A 19,795-nucleotide genomic window follows, 5' to 3' on the forward strand; every position below is an offset into this window, starting at 1 on the left:
ATCCTACATACATAAAAATTGTATTACAACTTTGAAGCTAAACTATGTCGGGGCATTATTGCCAAACTCAATACCTTACCCCAACTCCAGGACTACTGTTTCATTATAGCAATACTTCCATTAGCAGTTACAGCCTTAATAATATGAGTCCCATCCCCAACTACTGTATCCCAATCGTCATTACCAAACACCTCAATCCCACCATTATCTGTGCGCAAATCATATGTTACATTCGTTGGCTCTTCTTTTACGTTGATATCAATACTTCCATTTTTTGTATTTAACTCCATGGATTGATTTAATTTATCTGTTAGTAGAGCCATTGACCCATTACTTGTTTTTCCAATAAGTCTTCCTTCTACATGACTCAGTTCCACGCCTCCATTACGGGTGCTTACTTCCGTGGTATCTGTTTTCACTTGTTCAAGCACGATCTTTCCATTCGCAGCTGAGGCGTGTAATGTTTTCACTGAAAACTGCTCTCCATAAATAGCTCCATTTTTTGAATCTATTTGCATGGACGCAAACTCTTTTTGAGGTAATCGAACGGTTAATGTTAATGAATCACCTCGGTTAAAAAATTGAATTCTAAACTTTTCAGGCTTTTTGCGAACGATTAATGTTCCATCTTGTTGCTCTATCTCCAGAAATTCCTTGTCAGGACGGTTGCTTCTCCCCTTTAGTTCTATGGATATATCTGATTTTTCAGTCGGTACAATGGTGACTTCCTCGTTAACCAATTCAAATTCTAAATTTGTTACTTCATCTGCAGACACTTCCTTTGTTACAGCCACTTCCTGTCTAGCTAGTGATTTAAAGGTAAATAAACACCCTACACCACCAATTATAATAAATATGATTGCAACAAGGCTCCATTTTTTCAATCTACTCATCTTTTAGACCACCTTTAACCAACTTAACATTAAAATGCAAATAATGAATAAAACCTTTTGACAAATAACGGGTTACATAATACATTCCAATAACGATAAATATACCTACCCCTGTCAAACCGATGGACACAAAAAAATCAAAAAAGATAAACGTCTCTGGGTAAAGAATGACATTCACTAACATAAGCAATGGCGATAATATAAACGAACCACCCACAACCCATCCAGAAGCAATAATCGATACTAAAGCTATAAACGGACCTAGCACAATTACTAAATTAAAGAAACCTAACCCGATAACGGCCCAAACGGCTCTGAAGATATTTCCGGTATTGGAAGTATGGTCCGCTTTTTCAAGATGATAAGTTGCTACAAGTTCTTTTGCAACCTGGTTTGGAGTCCCTAACGCAGCAGCAATTTCCGCTTCCGTTTTCCCTTCCGCCAGACCTACAGCGAAATGCTCCTCGAAGTCCTGGATTACTTCTTGTTGTTCTTCTTTAGGAAGCTTTTTAATTCCTACAATTAACTTTTTCATAAATTCCTTTTTATTCAATATGATCACCCTCCTGCAACAGCTTATTTACGCCTTGCGTAAACTGCACCCATTCATGAATCAATTGATGTAGATAGTCCCTGCCTTTATCTGTTAGACGATAATATTTTCGCGATGGACCTTCGGATGACTCCTGTAAATAAGTTGTAAAGTATTCTTCTTTAGCAAGCCTTCTTAATAACGGATAGACCGACCCTTCAGAAATTGCTACCCGTTTAGATATCTTGTTTGCCAGCTCATAGCCATAATGATCTTGCTTATCTAATAAAGCAAGCACACATAATTCCAATGCACCCTTTTTAAATTGAACATTCATGCAGTCCATGCTCCTCATTTTTATTTTTTAACATTAAATTTTACTGGAATATCTAAATGTTAAAGTAGAGTACAGCACTGTAAATGCTATGAATAACTAAAAGTAGATATCATTACATTAGAGGAGATAAAATGAATCTTCAATCAGTGGGAGTTTCATTCATCCCCCACTGATGGTTAGTACCGTAATGGTATGACCTAAAGACCTCTTCGAAATAGGGCATTTAGGTGCTGTTATCTCCCGCTTAGACTTGTTGTATTATAGATTATTCAGCACCTGAAGCGGGAGCCTTACAGCATCTTATATACGGGTTAAACGTAGAAAATTGAAAATCACTTCTTCTGCCTTTAATTCACAGCAGTCCCCCTCATCACTACTATACATTAAACAGTACCTATATATATAAGATAATGATAGCTGATTAAATGACATTGGTCAAGGCAATTATAAGCTTGATGTATAAGGGTTTGTTAATAGTTAGAAAAAATCTTGCTTTGTAAAATGACCTATTCTAAATTAAACATTTGGGGGAGGTTTTGGGGGAGGTTTTGGGGGAGGTTTTTTAAGCAAGCGCGGACAGGTGTTTCTTGATTTTAAATGAGTAAAAAGAGAAGGCGTAAAAACCTTCTCTTTTTACAAATCCCATATTTCTTTCTGTGCATTAAATTCTTCAACGGTTGAATCGTTGAGATACTCTTCATCTACTTCGAATTGAATTGTTTCAAATAAATCCACTATTTTTCGCATATCGCTTTCTATGTAATAATTTTTCCCGTCATACTCATAACTAACGCCAGAACATTTGTTTAAAAATCTTACGAGCGGAAGGTATTCGTTTTCTGTAAAAGTAGGATTATCACTGTTCATAGGTATGTCCAATAAATTAAATAGTTCTTTTACTTCTTTTTCAAAAGGTTCGGGGGTGCCCTCAACTAATTCGTAGGTTGGGTGCTTGCCCTCTAGTTCTTTAGGTATTTTCTTTAAAGATAAATACTCGTTAATCTTTTCTTTGGTTTCTTTATATGTATCCCCACTAACAAGGTTCTCCTTATACTCGCTCGTAATGGCTTCAATCCATAAATTTTGAGCTTCAAATATTATATCTTTTTCCAAATCATTCATTTCGTAGATGCTTCCGTTCTTCTCTTCAAATTGACCAATGACATATTTGTCATAAAAATCATTAAATAATTTTTGCTGTTTTTCACTAGATCCTTTTTCAGACTTGTAAACCTTATCGGCTGTTTTCTCTATTTGCTTATAATCTCTTTCAATATCTTCATGCACTAAATCATTACCGCAAGCGCTTAAAAAGATTAATAAGAAACTAAAAATAATAACTTTCTTCATATATAATCCCCTCCTATACTACTACATATTACCATATCATATATAGCTAAATAGGATTATTATTTTTCTAAAATAATTAAAAAAACTTTCAAAATAGCTTGACTTCATATACTATCGATAGTATAATAGAAGTATAGAAAGGAGGTGACAAAGTGGATGACTTAGGAAGAATTATAGCCCTAACAATTTCGATTCTAACTGTCCGTCAGATTTGGCTGACCTCACGGAAAACAAAGTTAGAAATCAAAAAGTTAGAGCTAGAAAACAGAAGAAAGAGACGAGGAGGTTAATACTCCTCTCTCTACCCTAAGTATACCACAAACTATATGGATATATTAAACCTAATGATCATTATAGTGTGGATTATTGCTGTACCGTTGATCATACGCCATCTATTTTTAATCCTTAAGAAAAAACGTTTAGAAAAGGAGAAGAAGCGCCTTGAAAAAAAGCAATCAAACAGAAGCAAATAAGCGCTGGCAAGAAAAGAATAGAGAAAGAAGCAGGTACTTGCGCAACCGATCTACAGCTAGAAGCTTTATTCGTAAGCAAGCAACAAATGAAGATATAGAAGAATTAAAACAGCTTATACAAGAACGGGAACAGTCATTAAAGGAGTGAATCCAATTGAAATTCGGCATGCGTAAGCCTAGCCTTAAAAAGCGTGTAGCTGCTAGGACAAGCATAAAAAGGCAGGTTGTCCATCGTGCGGGCTTAAAGATGCCTAAAGGCTATGGATGGGTACGCAATCCTAAAAAGGCGGCTTATAATAAGGTATATAATAAAACAACATTTGATGTGTTTAAACTGATCAAGAAGTTGTTTAAATGAATTATAAAAAGCCCTGTAGTAAGGGCTTTCTTTTTTAATAAACTTAATAAATCACAAAAAATTTTCTTGTCTTACCATTTTCTCAATATATTTAACAGCTTTCACTTCATTTTTTTGTTTATATGCATAAAACTTATGTAGTAGCCTATTAAATTCATTAGGGATGATAGGCTTCCTATGTTTATAAATAGATTTATGTAGATCGTTAAAATAGTCTATGGTATATAATTCATCTAACTTTAAAAAAGATGGTTGATCTAGAGGGGGAAAATATTTCTTTATCTTCTCGTTCGAAGGATAAAGTAACTTTTTCTCTTTCCCTCTAGTCGATGATATGTTAAGAAGATCAAGAGTTCCGTTATTTTTATCTATTACAAGAAATGGTCTTTTCGCATTACATGGGGTTCCGTTAGCAAACGGAAGTTGAAGAGCTAGTACATAACCAGGGGTAATCAAGATATAATTAACCCTTGCTCTTTATCCATAGTCACCGTATATACTTCATCTGAACACTTCAATTCTCCCAGTTTTGCTAATATCTTTTCGTCTAAGTGTATTTCACTTGAGTTATAATAAAATGTGACCCCATTTACTACTTCGTAATTCATATCATCCTCATTCTCGCAATATGCTTCTAACATTTGTTTTACGTTTCTCACATCTTCCAAAAACAAACCATCTAACGGATTAATAACATTTTTTTCTCTTATATAACGTCCAGGCTGATCAGTTTGCGATTCTTTAAAAGGCACTTTCCAACTAACAAATTCATGATTCAAATCCGAAAGTTCTTTCGCGTTCATACCGCCGAATATTTCTGACGTTAAATTTAAAGTATAGTCGACTTCAGGGCTGTTAAATCCTTCAAAATCCTCTGCTTGATCTACTAGTTGATCTAACTCGTTTCTATAAGTCAAGCGAACATCGTTAATAACAGTTCCGTTTTCGTAAGCCTTCATCTCTTCAGAGAATAATATTTTATTGTGATTCGCATAATGAATAAGTTGAGAAAAATATAACAGCTTCTGCAATTTCATATTGCCATCAAAAGTGTTCCTAGGGGAATCAAGTTTATGCTTCATAAACCACTTAGCGACATCAATCGCTTTAACTTCTCCCAAAACTATACCTCCTCGAAATTTCAGAAATTTTATTCAAAATAAGTCTATATGCTTATTATAGTACAAAAAATTAATTTTTGAAACATAATTAGCTCATTTTAGGTAATTTTTGGTACGAACCTTTTTTATAATATTCGTATAATGTTATTTAATCCACACATCAATGATATTTTCAAAAGGCAAATGTTGACCAGCTATGCTTATGTATTTATTTTGTTTATTGATACTGGTTATTTTACCTTTTACCTTATAAAAATCATGGTTATCAAAGTATTTCAATTCGACCGTTAGATCATTCGCCACAGCCATTAACAGCTTATTGTTTATTTCTTCTTTCTGCTGTTCGTCTAATATAGGCATTTCCTCGTGGTCTTGCTCTTTCCACATTTTCTGCAACATTTCCACGTGCTCTGGCATCATGATAGATGTCCATTTTATTGTACCTCGATCATTAACCATTATGAAACGACCTTCTTTCTTACTTTTCCAGCGGATAAGATATTTTCCATGTTAAATGTTCGTACTTGTTTACGATAAAAACAATAGGCTAAAATACTATTTTCTTTAATTTCAATTACACGTATATAACGCTCTGTCAACTTATTATCGCTATCTATATAAAAAATGATTATCTTTTGTTTACTCTCTATAGACCGTTTAAATAATCCTAACATGATCGCACCACCTTAGAACATTTGTTCTTATTATAACATAAAAGAGAACTAGTGTGCGTGTCATTTTATGGAAAATGTTTTTGTTGCCCACAACCTTAAAGGATATATAATAGCACTAACAAGATTATTACGTGCTGGAGGTAATGCAATGCCTAGACTTAATTTAAAACCAGGGCAAACATTCAACCACTGGACACTGGTTGAAGAAGCACCTAAAAAAGGTACTGTTAGGTACTGGAAATGTAGATGCGAGTGTGGTGAGGAAAAGACTATACGCCAATCCTCTTTAACTAGCGGAAATTCGAAATCGTGCGGTTGTAAAGCCACGCCTAAAAAAGGAAATGATTTAGCCGGAAAACGATACGGAAGGTTAACTGTAATTAAAAAGCTAGATTATAAAATAGACGGACGTATCGCTTGGCGATGTAAGTGTGATTGTGATACTTATGTTGATGTTAAAGGCATTTATTTAACCACCGAAGAAACGAAGTCCTGTGGTTGCTTAAAACGAGATCAAGATAAAGTAAATCTTAGAGATATGTACAAAGCTAGTTATATTGATGATGTCAACGTCTCCCTTTTAAAGTCTAAGCTACGATCAGATAATAAAAGCGGCGTTAAAGGCGTTTATTATAATTCAAATAAAAAGCTTTGGAATGCTTACATAGGAATCGGCGGCAAGCGATTAGATTTAGGCAGTTTTAAATCTAAAAGCGCTGCTATAAAAGCACGGAAACAGGCTGAGGATAAGTATCACAAACCTTATTTGCAAGGGCACGATGAAAAAAGATTGAAAAAGTTTTAATTATGCATTGACATGCGTTATCGCATTTGTTATATTATAGATAGTTAATAAATGCGATAACGCACTGGGGGAAAATAAAATGAGAAATAAAATCAAACAAGAAATCATTAAAATAGAAACTGCTCCAATTGTAATTGACGGTAAGGTGTTAAAAGGGAAGCAAAGAATGTCGGACTTTATCGTTGAAAATTTAGAAGGTATTACAGACTTAGGAATGGAACTATACGAAAAGAATCCTAATGCTACTGTTTACCAACTCGCTTACAACTCATTAAAATTAGCTTATGGAAATTAAGGAGGGATTAACATGAATAGAGATCAAAAATTTGGGCGTTTGTTAGCAATAGCAAATGTCCTTAGCAACAAAGTATTCGAAAGTGGTAAGCCGTCTATATCTCAAAAGCATATGACACGTTTTAGCAAGAAGCCTGCTATGGCTTTTGAAAAAATACATGCCGAACTTATGGAGTACGCTCCACAGTTTGGTCGGGACGAAATGGAACTGTTTAACATGTTTCAAGAGATTCTTGCAGACATGGATGAATCAGAATTTAACAATGAGGACCTTAATCCGCAATATTTACAAGCTTATTACAGCGAGCAAGACGCACTTAACAATATGATCGGAGTGGAAGAAGCTGCAGAGATACTCAATCTATCGCCGGGAACAGTAAAAAACCACTGCGCTGAAGGGAAAATAACAGCTAAGAAAATCGGTAAGACGTGGATAATCGACAAGAGGACACTTAATAAGTAAATTCAAGACTACCCCAATAAAGAGAGTAGGCTTGAGTATGTACTAAGTGCTTATGAATTCATTTCCTAATATATACTAATTAGATTTAAGCACAAATTTCTTATCAACGAACTTCAATACAGTTGAAGCTTTCAACAATTGGAATAATTGAAGAATATGTCTTTTACCAATTTCATCGTAAAAATAATATCCATGAAACATAGCGTTTCTTTGTAAACCTTTGCTTGGTTCGTTTCCAAACTTATCAAACGTTTTTTTATACATTCTTACAATTGAACGGGCGAAAATAATTAATATGTCTTCTTCAATATTCTCATCCACTGTTATTTTGTTTTTAAAATTTCTATCTTTCGTTTTCGTTTTTTGTGGAGCACCACTTTCTAATTGGTTATAATACCAAGATACTATGACCTGTTCGAATAAGGTGAAAAGTGGAAAAAGACAGAGTTTATAATATTTATTTTTAAAAGCTTCTTCAGTTTCTTTAATTAAACTTTCATGAAGTTGAAATAAAGGTTCTTCTAACAAGCTATGTATAATCTCATCTAAATGTTCTTGAACGTAATCTGTTAAATTAGAATCATTTATTTCTTGAACATCATAAAAATGATTTAATACATCCTCATCAATACACCAATAATTTAATTCTTGTCTTTTTATTTCTTCATCAATATTCTTTAAAATCTCATATTGCGCTGGCTCAAACTCTGATGGATCAATTTCTAGAATAGGATTTTTAGATATGTCTTCTATAACTGAAAACATTTTGGTAATAGAATCTCTAAGTTTTAATATTGCTTCAGGAAAAATACCTTCACCAACCATTTTTAGTTCACCTTCCTTTTTAATCATATCTTTTATTATATCATGCAATTACGGTAACATAACCAGAAGGAACTGAATCAGTTCCTTCTACTTTTTTTAACATTAATACACGTCTTTCTTACGCACCCAAGACATAATACCATCAAGTAGCACACGATCTGATTTAACCTGTTTAACCTTATAGCTATTACCCTTAACAAAGCTTGCAATAGACTCACCTGTAGCAAATTTGCTGGCTGATTTTTTTACAGTGACTTTCTGGCCGACTTTAAAGGATTTAGGTTTTGGCTTGCTGGATGCGGTAGATTTAACAAATCGACCCTGCAATTTATTTAACAACGTAACGTTTTGGCTAGCCGTACCACGATAATTTTTAATGCCGTACTTTTCAGCTAATCTTTTACGGTTGTTAAAACTAGCATCCATCTTATGATCTTTCATATAATCAACAACACTTTTATATTTTTTAGATGGTTTAGGCTCAGGTGCTGGTTTACTTGGTTTAGAGCCACCTTTTTTAAGCTCTAAATTAAGAAAATCAGCAATACCATCAGCTATAGCCCGTCCAGCTTTTTTCAATACTTCGTCATCACGTAACTTCTTAATATCAATAATTGAATCCATGTAGCCGCCCTCAGTCAGAATGGCGTCCATTTTTGTTTCACGAAGCACATGAAAGTCAGCCTTTTTCAGACCTCTATCTCTTAAACCATAAGCGTTAACGATACGTTTATGCACTTTACTGGCAAGTTGCTCAGTGCTTGGATGGTTGCCTAAATACGTATACGTTTCTGTGCCCGTCCAAGAACCCCATTTACCTGTATTGGCATTATGATGCGTAGAAACGTAAACATCAGCATCGTAAGCATTTGCTTTATCTGTACGCTCTTGCAATGGTACGTCACGTTTGCCTGTTGGGTCATCAAGACGTAAAACCTCAACATCATCATAATTGTTTTCTAAATATGCTATTCCTTCTGTTACAACGATATTATTAAATGACCACTCTCTTTCACCGTCTGGTGTACGTTTACCCGGTGTATGAATTCCGTGACCTGCACCCCATGCTACTTTTTTCACCATATTGATCTCTCCTTTATTTTTATATAAAAAAGGCACTCACGAATGAGCGCCTTAATCAACGTTATTTACCTTATTAAGCATTGTCTCTAGGCTTTTTGTAGTGCCTAGCTTGCTTACTATCGCTTAATCCTTTGGTAGTAGGGTCATTTACAATACCCAAAATAACTAGAACAGCAAAAACCGCATTGATAAATTTTGCAGCTTCTGCATTAATTAATTCTGCTGCAATATCATATCCAAACCAATTACCTACAATTTGTATCAATAATACAATTGCAGGAACTAAAGCCAGCCAAAATGATTTCTTCTTTGCTCTTACTTTCCAATTGATTTTCACAATAATTCCTCCTTGATATAAAATAATTAAAAAACGGCTTGCCCGATTGGACTAGCCGTTTAAACAGTTATATTGTAAAATTAAAGAAGCACTCCATTCGGAGTGCTTCCATTTAATCTAATAAAGTTGCAAAACATTTTGCTAAGTAATCGTCTACCTCATCAATATTGAATTCGCCGTCATGACAGGTTAATTTCCCGTTATTAGCAACTATTTCATCCAATACAGTCTCGTCATCTGCAGTTTTCTTAGATACTGTAATTTTATAGTCTTCTTGATTTAACAAAACTATTAATGATGTGTTTTTGTAATTAAACTTAATGCCTTCTGGTTCAGTTGTGATTTTCCATGATAATTCAGGGTATTTTGCCTTTAAAGCAACATCATGAATGTAAAATCTAGCTATACTATCTTTCAATTTGTCGACAGTATCAACTATTAATTCTTTATCTTTGTCAATTATACTTTGTCTGATCTTGTCAGCAATTTCTTTTCTATCCATTTTTACACCTCCCTCCCCAAAATATTCTACTATAAATCGGAGAAGAGGTGTAATTTATATTAATTCATTTAATTTTTCATAATACCCGCGACTACCCCATCAACATAAAACTTTAGCTCTTTTCTCAGTTGATTAATCTCGCTTTCTAACTTAGCTACTTTATTTTCTAACTCTTTCACTCTTTCTTCCATTTTCAATTCCTCCTTAAAATTTATCAACAAGTAATACTGCTAAAGTAATCAAAGCAAAAAGCCATCCACCCCATAGGCGAATAGCTTCTGCAAATGTTTTTTTACCTTCTGTTATAGCTTCTATTTTTTTGACTTTGCCTTCGACCACATCTATTTTCTCTCGTAATCCGTTATATTTTTTTATCATATTACGAGTTTCTTGCATTTCGTGGCGCAAGCCCACAAAATCTTTACTCATAGCATTTATCTGCTCGAATAATTGTTGGTTATTGTACCACTGTTCTTTGTCACCCATGTTAACCTCCCTGTATTCCCGACATAAAAAAATAACGCCTTTAGGCGCGGAAAGATTTTTCTGTTCTCTTTTTCTTTTCTTGTAATAAAGCGATTTGCGGTTCTAATTCTTCTGCTGTTCTCGCTATTTTTCTACCGTCTATATAAACTATCATTTCAGTGTTTTCGTTTTGTTGCTCCATCGCTTTTTTATACCCGTCATTAAAGCCTTGTAAGTAGTCATTCATTTGGGACATCTTCCTCCCCTCGCAATTCTTTTAGCTTTCGTTCTAATTCCTCAATTTCTTTTTGCTTTTCTTGCTCTTCTGTCGGTATCTCTATCTCTTCCCCTTCTCTTACTACTAATGACGGGTACCCACCAGTTAGCGCAAGCTCCGTCTTATCAATCTGACTAGCGATATAATCATCAACGTAAAATTGAAATCCTTTGCGCATTGGCACTGCACTGTTGCCTACTGTTACGCTATCTACTATATTTTGATCATTTACCGCAAAAAATACTTTTATACGATTACCAGTATCGTTGTTATCATAGATTTTAATATCCAATATGATCACTCCTTTACACAAAGTCAGTTAGATAAACTTTTTCCATTACAAACCTCATATTTTCCATTCTGTTGCCCCAACTACTAGTCCAGCCTATTTTAAAGGTTACAACTCTTGTATTGTATTGAGGTACACCTAAGTCCACGATAAAGTTTTTTAACCCTTCTACGTCTTTTTCTAGTAATTCGAAATACAACCTATCATTTATATTATCGCTAGTGTTTTTCATCACGTGTACACTAAATTTCGCACCTGCATATTTTCTAAATCGGAAAACTAAATACCGAGCCGAGTGCGTAAACTCGTATTTATTAAAAGCCACCGCTCTAATTCCATCCCTAACATCTTCATAATCTTCTAGACTTCCGTCTAGACCTCGCCCGTCAAGAGATCCTTTAACGCCTCCATATATTTGTGTTGCATTATGGATATATGTGCCCCCTGGTCTAAAGGCTTCAAATCTGACACCAGATCGTTTAACCCTTCCACCAGTCATGTAGTGAGGGTCACTGCTAAAAACCGGATGGTCATTGTTAGACAACCCGTTTTGCATTGCGATTGCGCCGTCTGGTCGTACAATTCTAACGCCTTTATCGTCTATAATGACGTTACCATCACCAAGTACACCTCGTTTAGCGTGTATCTCACCGCTTAAATACGCATTAACAAAACGCGAGTTACCTTTTAAATCAAGCCATGATACTGGATTACCTTTACTATCATATTGCACTAAACCATTTGTGCCGTCCCACTGTATACGTGCACCATTAGCAGCAGTACGTATAGGTACAGACCCAACATCAATAATCCCTTTTTTAATGTTGCTTGCGTTTTCCGCAAATGCTTCCGCCTGCCTACGTGCTTCTTCAGCTTTTTCTTTTGACACCTTATCAGCGTGATCTTTAGCGTTAGTTTCGGCTTCACTTGATACATCATTAGCGTGCTGTTTCGCTTCTTCTAAATTGCGTCTAGCTTGGTCGATACGAGCCTGTTCTTCTGCCGTTACCTTACCATCAGCGTGTGCCTTAGCTTCTTCTTCGGCTAAATCTGCTTTCAGTTGAGCGACATATTCTGCGTAGGCTCGTTCGTCCTCGGGTGCTGGTGACCAGTCGGTTTCTACGTTGCCTTTTTCGAGTTTTACTTTCTTGCCTTCTACACTAGCGTCTTCTAAAAACCCGTCCCTAAAAGACACTCTCATATAAGCTATACTTTGTTTATTAGGTACAGTCATTTTATCAGTTGGTCTAGTTCGACCACCTACAGGCACTAATTCGCCATCACGATAAGTGCCTATATAGACCTTATCCTTATCGTAAAACATAATTTGACTTATAGTATAGTTACAAATAATGTTTTCGTTGGCTAAAACCTCTATAAACCCACTAACCAAACTATCTGTTTCGGTCGCCACTTCTCCGTCTGCCCATTTAAACACACTATTCACTAGAGCGTCTTTTATTACAAATAAATTCCTGCCGCCAACCTGCACATTATCATATAAAGGACTCCAATTATAATCAGACGGGTTAGTGCTTTCGGTTTGCGTGGTCTTGTTGTAGGCAAGTCCTAAGTATCGCTTACCATCCGGTCTATCAGCCATGCCATTACCCTTTTCATCATCCGCATATTTTACCCAAGTGTAATTAGGATTTCCATCTTCTCCCGGCGGTCCCGGCACACCTTGATCTCCCCTATACTTTGACCATTCATAATCATCGGGATTGGTGCTTTTAATAGGTGATTCTTTGTTATAAGCCATACCTATATAAGCTTTGCCATTTGGATAATCAGACATGCCGTTTCCTTGTTCATCGTCTGCGTATTTATGCCATGTATAAAGAGTTTGTCCGTTTTTCCCCGGTGGTCCGGGTATTCCGGGCTCTCCATCCACACCGTCAAATACGTTAGTTAACGTCACATATCCCAACACAGCGACATCTTGAAATACAACCTCACATGCATACATGGCTTTTTCGTCGATGTCGGTTGCTTTAACGTTTATGGTTTTTCCGCTCATTGACCACTCACCCAAGAGATTACCGTGCTTATCGTATTTAGTCCATGTATAGTTATATGTTTCTCCGTCTTTGTCCATCTCGTTTCCTTGGTTATAGACAACGGCAGTTAACTCCGTACTACCTATACCGTTTTTAAATACGGTACCTGCACTTGATACGACATTAACGCTCAACATACGAGCAAGGCTTCGCTTTATTTCGTCTTGTAACGATTTCCATACCGCTTGTACTTCCTGCTCTGTGTACTCGGTAAAATCACCTAGCTTGACGTTCTTTTTACCACGCTCTTTAATACTTCCGTTAACTTCAAAAACCCTCGCTTGTACGTAAAGGGGAGGGTTAAATTTCGTATCTTTAATTTTTAACGTATCACCAAGGCGTATTTTTTCGTTTTCCATGCCAGGCACGTGTTCAAGGTCGGCTATTTCCGTTTCGTACTCAATAATTTCATTTATACGTTTTTCTAATTCGTTTTCGGTCAACGTGTACAATCGCTTATCGGTCATATCTTGGTCATCTGACTGTGGCTCATAGGTACCGATTATATGGCGTAACTCACCAGTGACAGGGTCACGTCTGCCCCATCGTTGGAGTGCGTCAAAGTTTTCAACTAATACCTCTTTGCGTCTCCCATCTTTTTCTGGACCAAGACCAATAAGCGCTGTATAAATATTGTCCGTGTCCTCAATACGTCTGATGCTTAGTAAGTCTTTTCCAAACTCGATTTCACGTCCCCGCCATTGTCCAATTTGTTGGACTAAGTCAACGTAACGACCAGTAATTTTATTACCTTTTGTTTCTACGCGGAAATTTAATTCGAGATCAAATTCGGTTGCTATACGTTTTAACATTGAATAAGGATCGGTATGTTTTTCGACGTGAATTGTTCGAGAACCTTTACCTTCAACAAGCCCCACGATCCATTCCGTTTTCCTTAAAACAGTAGCTGCCGCGGTACTTGCCGATTGGCTTTTTAACGTTTGTGGTTTGATTACTTGAGCTTTACGTAAGTCATTGTAACTGGCTTTGGTAAATACGACGATATGTTTGCTGTGCTCGTGAATCTTTTCCGCTTGCCAAATTGTTAATTCCCGAAATCCGTTGTCCTCATCGGGAATGATGACTTTATTACGTCCAGTCAAATACTCCGAATAATCACGATCAGCAAATGTTGTAAATTCAAACGTTTCCGCGGTTGTCTCTAATGATCTGTGATAATTATCATCCCAAAATTCATTGGGAGGAATGATGCCAACTATCTCATCTGATTGCTTATCTATAATGTGTATCACTTTATCACCTACCTATATCTATTACGCCATTTAGCTGTTGCTTTAAAACTGTTAGATGGATGTACTACTAGTTGGTTATCGCCTTTGTGTAAATTAAAAAAAGAACCTCCGAAATCTTTTAGGTTCTTCGAGTCTTCGCCGTTTAATAATATTTCCTTGTTAAAGTTATCAAGTGTTATTTTATCGCCCGGATTAGCGATATATGGCGTTTGATCGACCGTTTCTTGCGCTAGTTTAAACACTTTTATATGCAAGATTTTAGGTGCGTAAGCTCTAGCCGAATCCGCCCATTTACCGATGTGTATTTGTACATATCGTAATTTACCCATGTACTCATTGTTGTTATCGGTAAATAACTTTTTCAAACTAAAAACGTGCTTTGTATTATTGGCCACTCGTGTTACATAAAATTCGAATTGGTTACCAATCCTACGCAAACGTAACATGCCGAAGAAAAAAGGCCATCCATAACTATAATTTTGTGAGCTTATTAAATAATTTTGTTGCCTGCCTTCATATCCTCCGATACGCCCCTCAGCAATTTTATTGTTTATACCTAAACTTTTATCTAGTAGAGCCATTTTTCCAAGTACGTTCATGTTTTCATCATAAGCATAAAATTCAATTCGGTAAGTTTGATCCGGTTTGCCAGTTTCTCCTTCAACCATCATTTCAATTTCAAAGTCTTGTGATGGGGATATTTCTTTAATTAGCGCCGGACCGTGCCAATTATTTGTATCCGGTCCGTAACTTGGCACAGTAATACCATCATTATCTGTGCTTAGTCTACCAGCTACTACGCCACCATCTACTTTAGTAGGGGTATTGCTCCATGTATCTAATGTTTCCCCTCGTTCTTCGATGAGTAATTTCCTAGTATCTACTGTTTCCATATCAGCTTCTAAAGGGGTTCCAATCAATTGATATTCTTCAAATTGATTCTGCACCATAGCAAAGGTAACAGGTTTTAATACCTCCAACTCGAAAATCGGTGATGCTGGTGCTGTACCATTGTACGATAATGTAAGCATGTCAGATGTAAAAGTTTTAGTTTGTTCTTCTTCATATGAAAAAGGGTCAAGGCAAAGGAAATTTATAGCGCCCTGTCTTAAAACAGCTATTCGTTCAAAATCCTCAATTGTATTTTGCACTATAGCATAATAAGTGCGCCCTGGCTCATCATCAAATTGCAAAGGTGCTGGCTTATCCGTTATTAACCACTCGGCTAATTCATCTTTAATTCGTAGTGCATGGTTGTCGTCTTTAACAACGTAAGCAATCGGCTGAATAAACGATATAGGTTCTATTTCAGTTGACGACAAATGCCCTCCCGACATTCCAGGTACAGTCAATATATTCCTTTGCACAGGAGTAAAAAGAGGTTTCGTTCTGCCTCTTGTCATGTGCAACCATGGTTTTCTTATTCCGTTAAAAGTAAATGATTTCTTAGGCAAAACTATCCCTCACTCTCTTATTCCTTTTTTGTATTTCTGTTACAGTTGGTTCTATGCCTCTACCTAGTGATCTACTATCCAAATACACATTATTATCCTTAGCAAGTATCTGCATTAGAATATTGTTTTGCTCTAATGTTGCATCTAGTAAGTCCTTGGTGTAGTCTTTATCATTTCTACTTGGATTTTGAATAGGAACCTCAACCGTTGTTTTACTATCTTTAGCATTTAAAGCCAACAATGCCATAAACTCATTATTTCTTAGTCTGCTTGGCTCTACGAGACTTTGCCAATTCTTAGTACCTTGCGCATACCGCATTGGTGCTGATTTTAAGATGCGCTTAGTCTCTCTTGCAGGTAATACGTGCGTACCCTTTGGTAGGTTAGGGTAAAACGTAGGTTTATCAGCACTTAAAAACATCTTACCGTTGGGTAATCGCGCTAACTCGCTGCCAGCATTAAAACCTTTACCGTCCCCAAGCACCGCATGTCCTCCAGGGTGCCCGCTTGGTGGTGTACCTTTTGCCCAAAACTTTAGCTTACTTAATCCCTTGCCCACAAAATTAATAACTTTAGTAACAGGGTTTTCTGCTTTTTTGTTTAAACTCGCAATAGACCCCTTATCATCTACTTTGACAGGCTTTTTAATCATTTCTATCGCGCGTTTATTTAGGTCGTAAATGGTACGCATGTCTGTGACCTTAACTTCTTTAGTAACGTCTTTACTAGCTTCTTTGGTTCTCTTTTCTTCTTTTTTAATTCCTGCATCTGTTTTTTTGTTGTTATTGTCGATCTTCCCGCCTTGATTATCAATCGCTTTAGAGCCTAGGTTTATTTCATCTTTAACTTCATCCCACAAGTCAGCTTCTTTAAGAATCTTTACAAGCACGTCGTCATTTTTGCCAATCTTAGTATCAAGTTCAGAGATTTGATTCCTGATTTCTTGCTTGTTTGCCCCTTCTTTTTCTAAATTTTTTACTAACTGTTTCCTTGTCTCTAAAAGCTTATTGTTTTTATTTTGTATCTGCTTTACAATGTTTCCTTCTTCTGCTTTGATTTCCGCCGTTTTGGCTAAGTCTTCAATCTTTCTTTGCTTTGTTTGCGATAACTTAGAGAGCTTGGTATCCAACAGGGAGTTAATGTTGTTGTAAAGACCTAATTCTTCAAAAATCTTCAGCTTTTGTTCCTCTTGTTGTTGAGTGGTTTCTTGTAGCTTAGTTAACCGATTTTGTTCTTCCTGAGTTAATTCTCCGGTCTTTTGCTTCTTTTGCAGTAGTTTTTCTATTTCTTGATTGTTCTTGATAATAGATTGATCTAAAGCTAATAAACCTTTATTACCTTCTTCGTTAATACCAACGTTTTTCAGATATATATTGGCTAACTGTTGATTTGTTGCTTCTAATTTATCAATCTTCTCTTGCTCTTTATCAATAGATTTTTGAATTTCTTTGGATTCACCTTGTAGTTTTTCTACAGTTTCTCCAATTTTTCCATTCTTGATATTTAATAAGTCAGTACGCTCTTGATCTAAAAGCCAACTCTCTTCTTCTGTTAAATTGCCAGCTTTTATTTTTTCGTTAATTTCAGAAACCCTTTGTTCAATTTTTCCTTTAGACATATTTTGATTTTCGTAAAGAAAACCTAAACGTTGCTCTTTCTTTTCGAGTAAATCGGTTTGTTCATTTATTCTTTTGCGCGCCTCAGTTTCTTGATCTAGTAGCTTCGCTCGTTCACCTTTTATTTGAGATTCCGATAAATCCCTAAGTGCCTGGATTTGTTTCTTTACTTCATCTGTATTTCTAGCAAAGGCATTACCTTGTTCGCTTACTTGCGTTTTAACATCTGGTGACTGTTTAATAATGTCTTCATTTGCTTTAAACAATTTCTCAAGCTCATCTTTTGATAACCCTGATTTTTGGGCGAGAAAATCATACTGTTTTTGCAACTCGGCGATTTCACCTGGATTGCTAGATTGAGATATACGGATATTTAAGTCGTTAAGCCTAGCGAGTTCATCGTTACTTATTTTTGCTTTTCCAGACAATTTATCAAATATCTCCACACTACTTTCAAGGCTACTAGCCTGATCGCTTAATGACTTAGCAAGATCGATATTTACTTCTTCGGTTTCTTTTGACTTCTGGCGAAACTTATAAATCGCTGCAGAAAGCCCAACTACTCCCGCAATTGCTAAACCAACAACGCCCGCTCTTGATAAACCAGAAATTGCACCCAACGTTCCAGTTCCACCTGCTTTACCAAGTGTTTTTGTGAGATTTCCACTAACCTTTAAAATGCCGCCAATTCCCATCGATACTTGTCCTAAACCAATTGCGGCAGGACCGACAGCAGCCGTTAAAGCTATTAATTTTAAAATGGTTTGTTGCTGGCTTTTTTCCATTTCACTGAATGCTTGAGCACCGTCTTCTATCTTTTTAATAAACGGTTCAGCCGCTTCTAATGCATCTAAAACAGCGGGTATCAAGGCAGCACCTAGGGTAATGCCAATATCTTTTATTCGGTTCATTAAGATTTTCATTTGTGATTCCGTTGTTTTGTATCGTTGTTCTGCTTCTTTTGTTAATGCACTGTTTTCTTCCCATGCCGTAGTTGAATTGTCCACAGCTTCTGAAAGTAGGTCACTAGCTCCAGCCATTCTCAAAATAGTATCTGCTTCACGTATACCTTTGATGCCCAAATCAGATAGGATTGTAGTTAAATTTTTTCCTTCTTTTGATGACTTATCGAGTCCCTTGATAAACATATCAAGTGCGGTAACCGGGTCTTTTTTCCATGCTTTAGCAAAATCGGACGATGATACACCTGCAGCATTCGCAAACCCTTGCAGTGACTTTCCGCCGTCACCAACAGCCTTATCAATTTTCTTGAGAACTGTGGTCATGGCTGTTCCGCCCGCTTCTGCTTCTATTCCTAGACTGGACATCGTTGCTGACAAAGCCATGATTTGTGCTTCTGTCATCCCAACTTGTGCACCTTGGGCGGCTAAACGCATTGCCATGGACATGATTTCAGATTCTGTTGTAGCCATATTATTACCCAGAGAGACAACAGACGATCCTAGTCGATCAAAGTCCTTTTGGCTCATGTTAACAATATTTGCAAATCTAGCAAACTCTGTTGCTGCCTGCTCTCTTGTCATATTAGTAGCTTCACCTAGATCGATAACAGTTTTTGTAAACTTGAGAATACTCTTATTTTCTATCCCAAGTTGACCTGCACTTTCGGCGACCGCCGCAATATCTGTTGCTGCTACCGGTAATTCTTTAGCCATATTTCTAATACCAGTTTCCAGCTTTTTATATTCCTTCTCGCTTGCATCTACTGTCTTCCTAACTCCAGCAAATGCACTTTCAAAGTCACTTGCCATCTTAAAAGCCGCTACTCCCCCTGCAACGATCGGAGTAGTTACCTTCATCGTGTATCCTTTACCAAAGTCTGTCATCTGGCGTCCTACGGCTTGCATTTTCGTTCCAGTTTGAACCATTCCGTCAGCGACTTTATACCAACCTTTAGACTGCATATCTTGCATTCGTTGGAAATCTTTAAATTCAGCACTAACTTTATCTAATTCTCGCCCTGTTTCTTGATATAGTGCTATCTGTTCGTTGAGCTCTTGCGATGCCTTTTGTGCTTTTACGCTGTTTTCCCCATATTCATTAGCCATGGATTGGTATTTCTTTCTAGCTTCTTCAACCATACGGGCTTGAATGCGGTGTCTATTGGTTAATCCTTCGATCATCACACCATATTTTTTTGACGATTTTTCGCCACGATCAAATGCAGAAAGTTGGGCTCCCATAGCTTTGTTGGATGACTTAAGTTGTCTTTGCAACCCTGTCATGGACTTCTCTACGCCTGTGCTATCAAGGTCAACTTTAATGACCATATTACCCACAGGAGTGCCACCAATTGCCATACAGTAACCTCCT

23 protein-coding genes are annotated in these 19,795 nt (G+C 36.6%); 5 read left to right on the plus strand and 18 right to left on the minus strand.

Translation table 11 applies throughout. The annotated features are described in order from the left end of the window. Positions 1–92: 92 nt before the first annotated feature. The 4 genes from KBP50_RS16420 to KBP50_RS16435 form a co-directional block, all read right to left on the minus strand. Positions 93–893 (minus strand): DUF4097 family beta strand repeat-containing protein, encoded by an 801-nt coding sequence (locus KBP50_RS16420; protein ID WP_050351518.1) that lies wholly within the window; start codon positions 891–893, stop codon positions 93–95. Next, positions 886–1,446, minus strand: a complete 561-nt coding sequence (locus KBP50_RS16425; protein WP_050351519.1) for an HAAS signaling domain-containing protein — start codon at positions 1,444–1,446, stop codon at positions 886–888. Before KBP50_RS16425 ends, KBP50_RS16420 begins: the two co-directional genes overlap by 8 nt. Further along, positions 1,439–1,762 carry a PadR family transcriptional regulator gene (locus KBP50_RS16430; protein WP_050351520.1) on the minus strand — a complete coding sequence of 108 codons (324 nt, stop codon included), beginning with the start codon at positions 1,760–1,762 and terminating at the stop codon, positions 1,439–1,441. The genes KBP50_RS16425 and KBP50_RS16430 overlap by 8 nt, the downstream gene beginning before the upstream one ends. 633 nt (positions 1,763–2,395) lie before the next feature. Beyond that, positions 2,396–3,112, minus strand: coding sequence for a hypothetical protein (locus KBP50_RS16435; protein WP_050351521.1), 717 nt, complete (start codon positions 3,110–3,112; stop codon positions 2,396–2,398). A gap of 441 nt (positions 3,113–3,553) precedes the next feature. Here KBP50_RS16435 and KBP50_RS16440 point away from each other — a divergent pair, with 441 nt between their 5' ends. Next, positions 3,554–3,733: a hypothetical protein gene (locus KBP50_RS16440; RefSeq protein ID WP_050351522.1), complete on the plus strand. Its 180-nt coding sequence runs from the start codon at positions 3,554–3,556 to the stop codon at positions 3,731–3,733. 6 nt (positions 3,734–3,739) lie between these two features. Continuing rightward, complete coding sequence (locus tag KBP50_RS16445; RefSeq protein ID WP_050351523.1) at positions 3,740–3,943, plus strand: hypothetical protein; 204 nt, start codon at positions 3,740–3,742, stop codon at positions 3,941–3,943. Between the two features lie 452 nt (positions 3,944–4,395). On the opposite strand, the gene KBP50_RS16450 is transcribed toward KBP50_RS16445, so the two are convergent. The 3 genes from KBP50_RS16450 to KBP50_RS16460 all read right to left on the minus strand — a co-directional run bounded on the left by KBP50_RS16450 (position 4,396) and on the right by KBP50_RS16460 (position 5,738). Continuing rightward, entirely contained in the window at positions 4,396–5,064 is a 669-nt protein-coding gene (locus KBP50_RS16450) for a Panacea domain-containing protein (protein WP_050351525.1), read from the minus strand. 144 nt (positions 5,065–5,208) lie between these two features. Beyond that, complete coding sequence (locus KBP50_RS16455; protein ID WP_050351526.1) at positions 5,209–5,523, minus strand: YolD-like family protein; 315 nt, start codon at positions 5,521–5,523, stop codon at positions 5,209–5,211. Next, on the minus strand, positions 5,523–5,738 hold the full coding sequence (locus KBP50_RS16460) for a hypothetical protein (protein ID WP_050351527.1): 216 nt from the start codon (positions 5,736–5,738) through the stop codon (positions 5,523–5,525). Before KBP50_RS16460 ends, KBP50_RS16455 begins: the two co-directional genes overlap by 1 nt. A 67-nt stretch (positions 5,739–5,805) precedes the next feature. Between KBP50_RS16460 and KBP50_RS16465 the strand changes: the two genes are divergently transcribed. The 3 genes from KBP50_RS16465 to KBP50_RS16475 all read left to right on the plus strand — a co-directional run bounded on the left by KBP50_RS16465 (position 5,806) and on the right by KBP50_RS16475 (position 7,300). Further along, positions 5,806–6,543, plus strand: coding sequence for an AP2 domain-containing protein (locus tag KBP50_RS16465; RefSeq protein ID WP_082240909.1), 738 nt, complete (start codon positions 5,806–5,808; stop codon positions 6,541–6,543). A gap of 79 nt (positions 6,544–6,622) precedes the next feature. Continuing rightward, complete coding sequence (locus KBP50_RS16470) at positions 6,623–6,838, plus strand: hypothetical protein (RefSeq protein WP_050351529.1); 216 nt, start codon at positions 6,623–6,625, stop codon at positions 6,836–6,838. Between the two features lie 12 nt (positions 6,839–6,850). Next, on the plus strand, positions 6,851–7,300 hold the full coding sequence (locus tag KBP50_RS16475; protein ID WP_076362126.1) for a helix-turn-helix domain-containing protein: 450 nt from the start codon (positions 6,851–6,853) through the stop codon (positions 7,298–7,300). 75 nt (positions 7,301–7,375) lie between these two features. On the opposite strand, the gene KBP50_RS16480 is transcribed toward KBP50_RS16475, so the two are convergent. The 11 genes from KBP50_RS16480 to KBP50_RS16525 form a co-directional block, all read right to left on the minus strand. Then, positions 7,376–8,173 carry a hypothetical protein gene (locus KBP50_RS16480; RefSeq protein WP_175609455.1) on the minus strand — a complete coding sequence of 266 codons (798 nt, stop codon included), beginning with the start codon at positions 8,171–8,173 and terminating at the stop codon, positions 7,376–7,378. Between the two features lie 54 nt (positions 8,174–8,227). Next, positions 8,228–9,208 (minus strand): N-acetylmuramoyl-L-alanine amidase, encoded by a 981-nt coding sequence (locus tag KBP50_RS16485; protein ID WP_050351531.1) that lies wholly within the window; start codon positions 9,206–9,208, stop codon positions 8,228–8,230. A gap of 73 nt (positions 9,209–9,281) precedes the next feature. Then, a complete protein-coding gene (locus KBP50_RS16490) occupies positions 9,282–9,545 on the minus strand; it encodes a phage holin (protein WP_050349965.1) in 264 nt (87 codons plus the stop codon). Between the two features lie 112 nt (positions 9,546–9,657). Continuing rightward, positions 9,658–10,047 (minus strand): hypothetical protein, encoded by a 390-nt coding sequence (locus KBP50_RS16495; RefSeq protein WP_050351532.1) that lies wholly within the window; start codon positions 10,045–10,047, stop codon positions 9,658–9,660. 68 nt (positions 10,048–10,115) lie between these two features. After that, the gene (locus tag KBP50_RS22525) at positions 10,116–10,238 is read right to left on the minus strand and encodes a hypothetical protein (protein ID WP_269082664.1); all 123 of its coding nucleotides are present in this window, start codon (positions 10,236–10,238) and stop codon (positions 10,116–10,118) included. A gap of 13 nt (positions 10,239–10,251) precedes the next feature. Further along, positions 10,252–10,533 carry a hypothetical protein gene (locus KBP50_RS16500; protein WP_050351533.1) on the minus strand — a complete coding sequence of 94 codons (282 nt, stop codon included), beginning with the start codon at positions 10,531–10,533 and terminating at the stop codon, positions 10,252–10,254. A gap of 40 nt (positions 10,534–10,573) precedes the next feature. After that, positions 10,574–10,759: a hypothetical protein gene (locus KBP50_RS16505; RefSeq protein ID WP_050351534.1), complete on the minus strand. Its 186-nt coding sequence runs from the start codon at positions 10,757–10,759 to the stop codon at positions 10,574–10,576. Continuing rightward, positions 10,752–11,081, minus strand: a complete 330-nt coding sequence (locus KBP50_RS16510; protein ID WP_050351535.1) for a hypothetical protein — start codon at positions 11,079–11,081, stop codon at positions 10,752–10,754. The genes KBP50_RS16505 and KBP50_RS16510 overlap by 8 nt, the downstream gene beginning before the upstream one ends. A 13-nt stretch (positions 11,082–11,094) precedes the next feature. Continuing rightward, positions 11,095–14,391, minus strand: a complete 3,297-nt coding sequence (locus KBP50_RS16515; protein WP_210967594.1) for a phage tail spike protein — start codon at positions 14,389–14,391, stop codon at positions 11,095–11,097. A gap of 8 nt (positions 14,392–14,399) precedes the next feature. Next, the gene (locus KBP50_RS16520) at positions 14,400–15,845 is read right to left on the minus strand and encodes a distal tail protein Dit (RefSeq protein WP_050351536.1); all 1,446 of its coding nucleotides are present in this window, start codon (positions 15,843–15,845) and stop codon (positions 14,400–14,402) included. Further along, positions 15,838–19,782: a phage tail tape measure protein gene (locus tag KBP50_RS16525; RefSeq protein ID WP_050351537.1), complete on the minus strand. Its 3,945-nt coding sequence runs from the start codon at positions 19,780–19,782 to the stop codon at positions 15,838–15,840. Before KBP50_RS16525 ends, KBP50_RS16520 begins: the two co-directional genes overlap by 8 nt. Positions 19,783–19,795 lie beyond the last annotated feature (13 nt).

Source organism: Virgibacillus pantothenticus (assembly GCF_018075365.1).
GTDB classification, from domain to species: Bacteria; Bacillota; Bacilli; order Bacillales; family Amphibacillaceae; genus Virgibacillus; species Virgibacillus pantothenticus.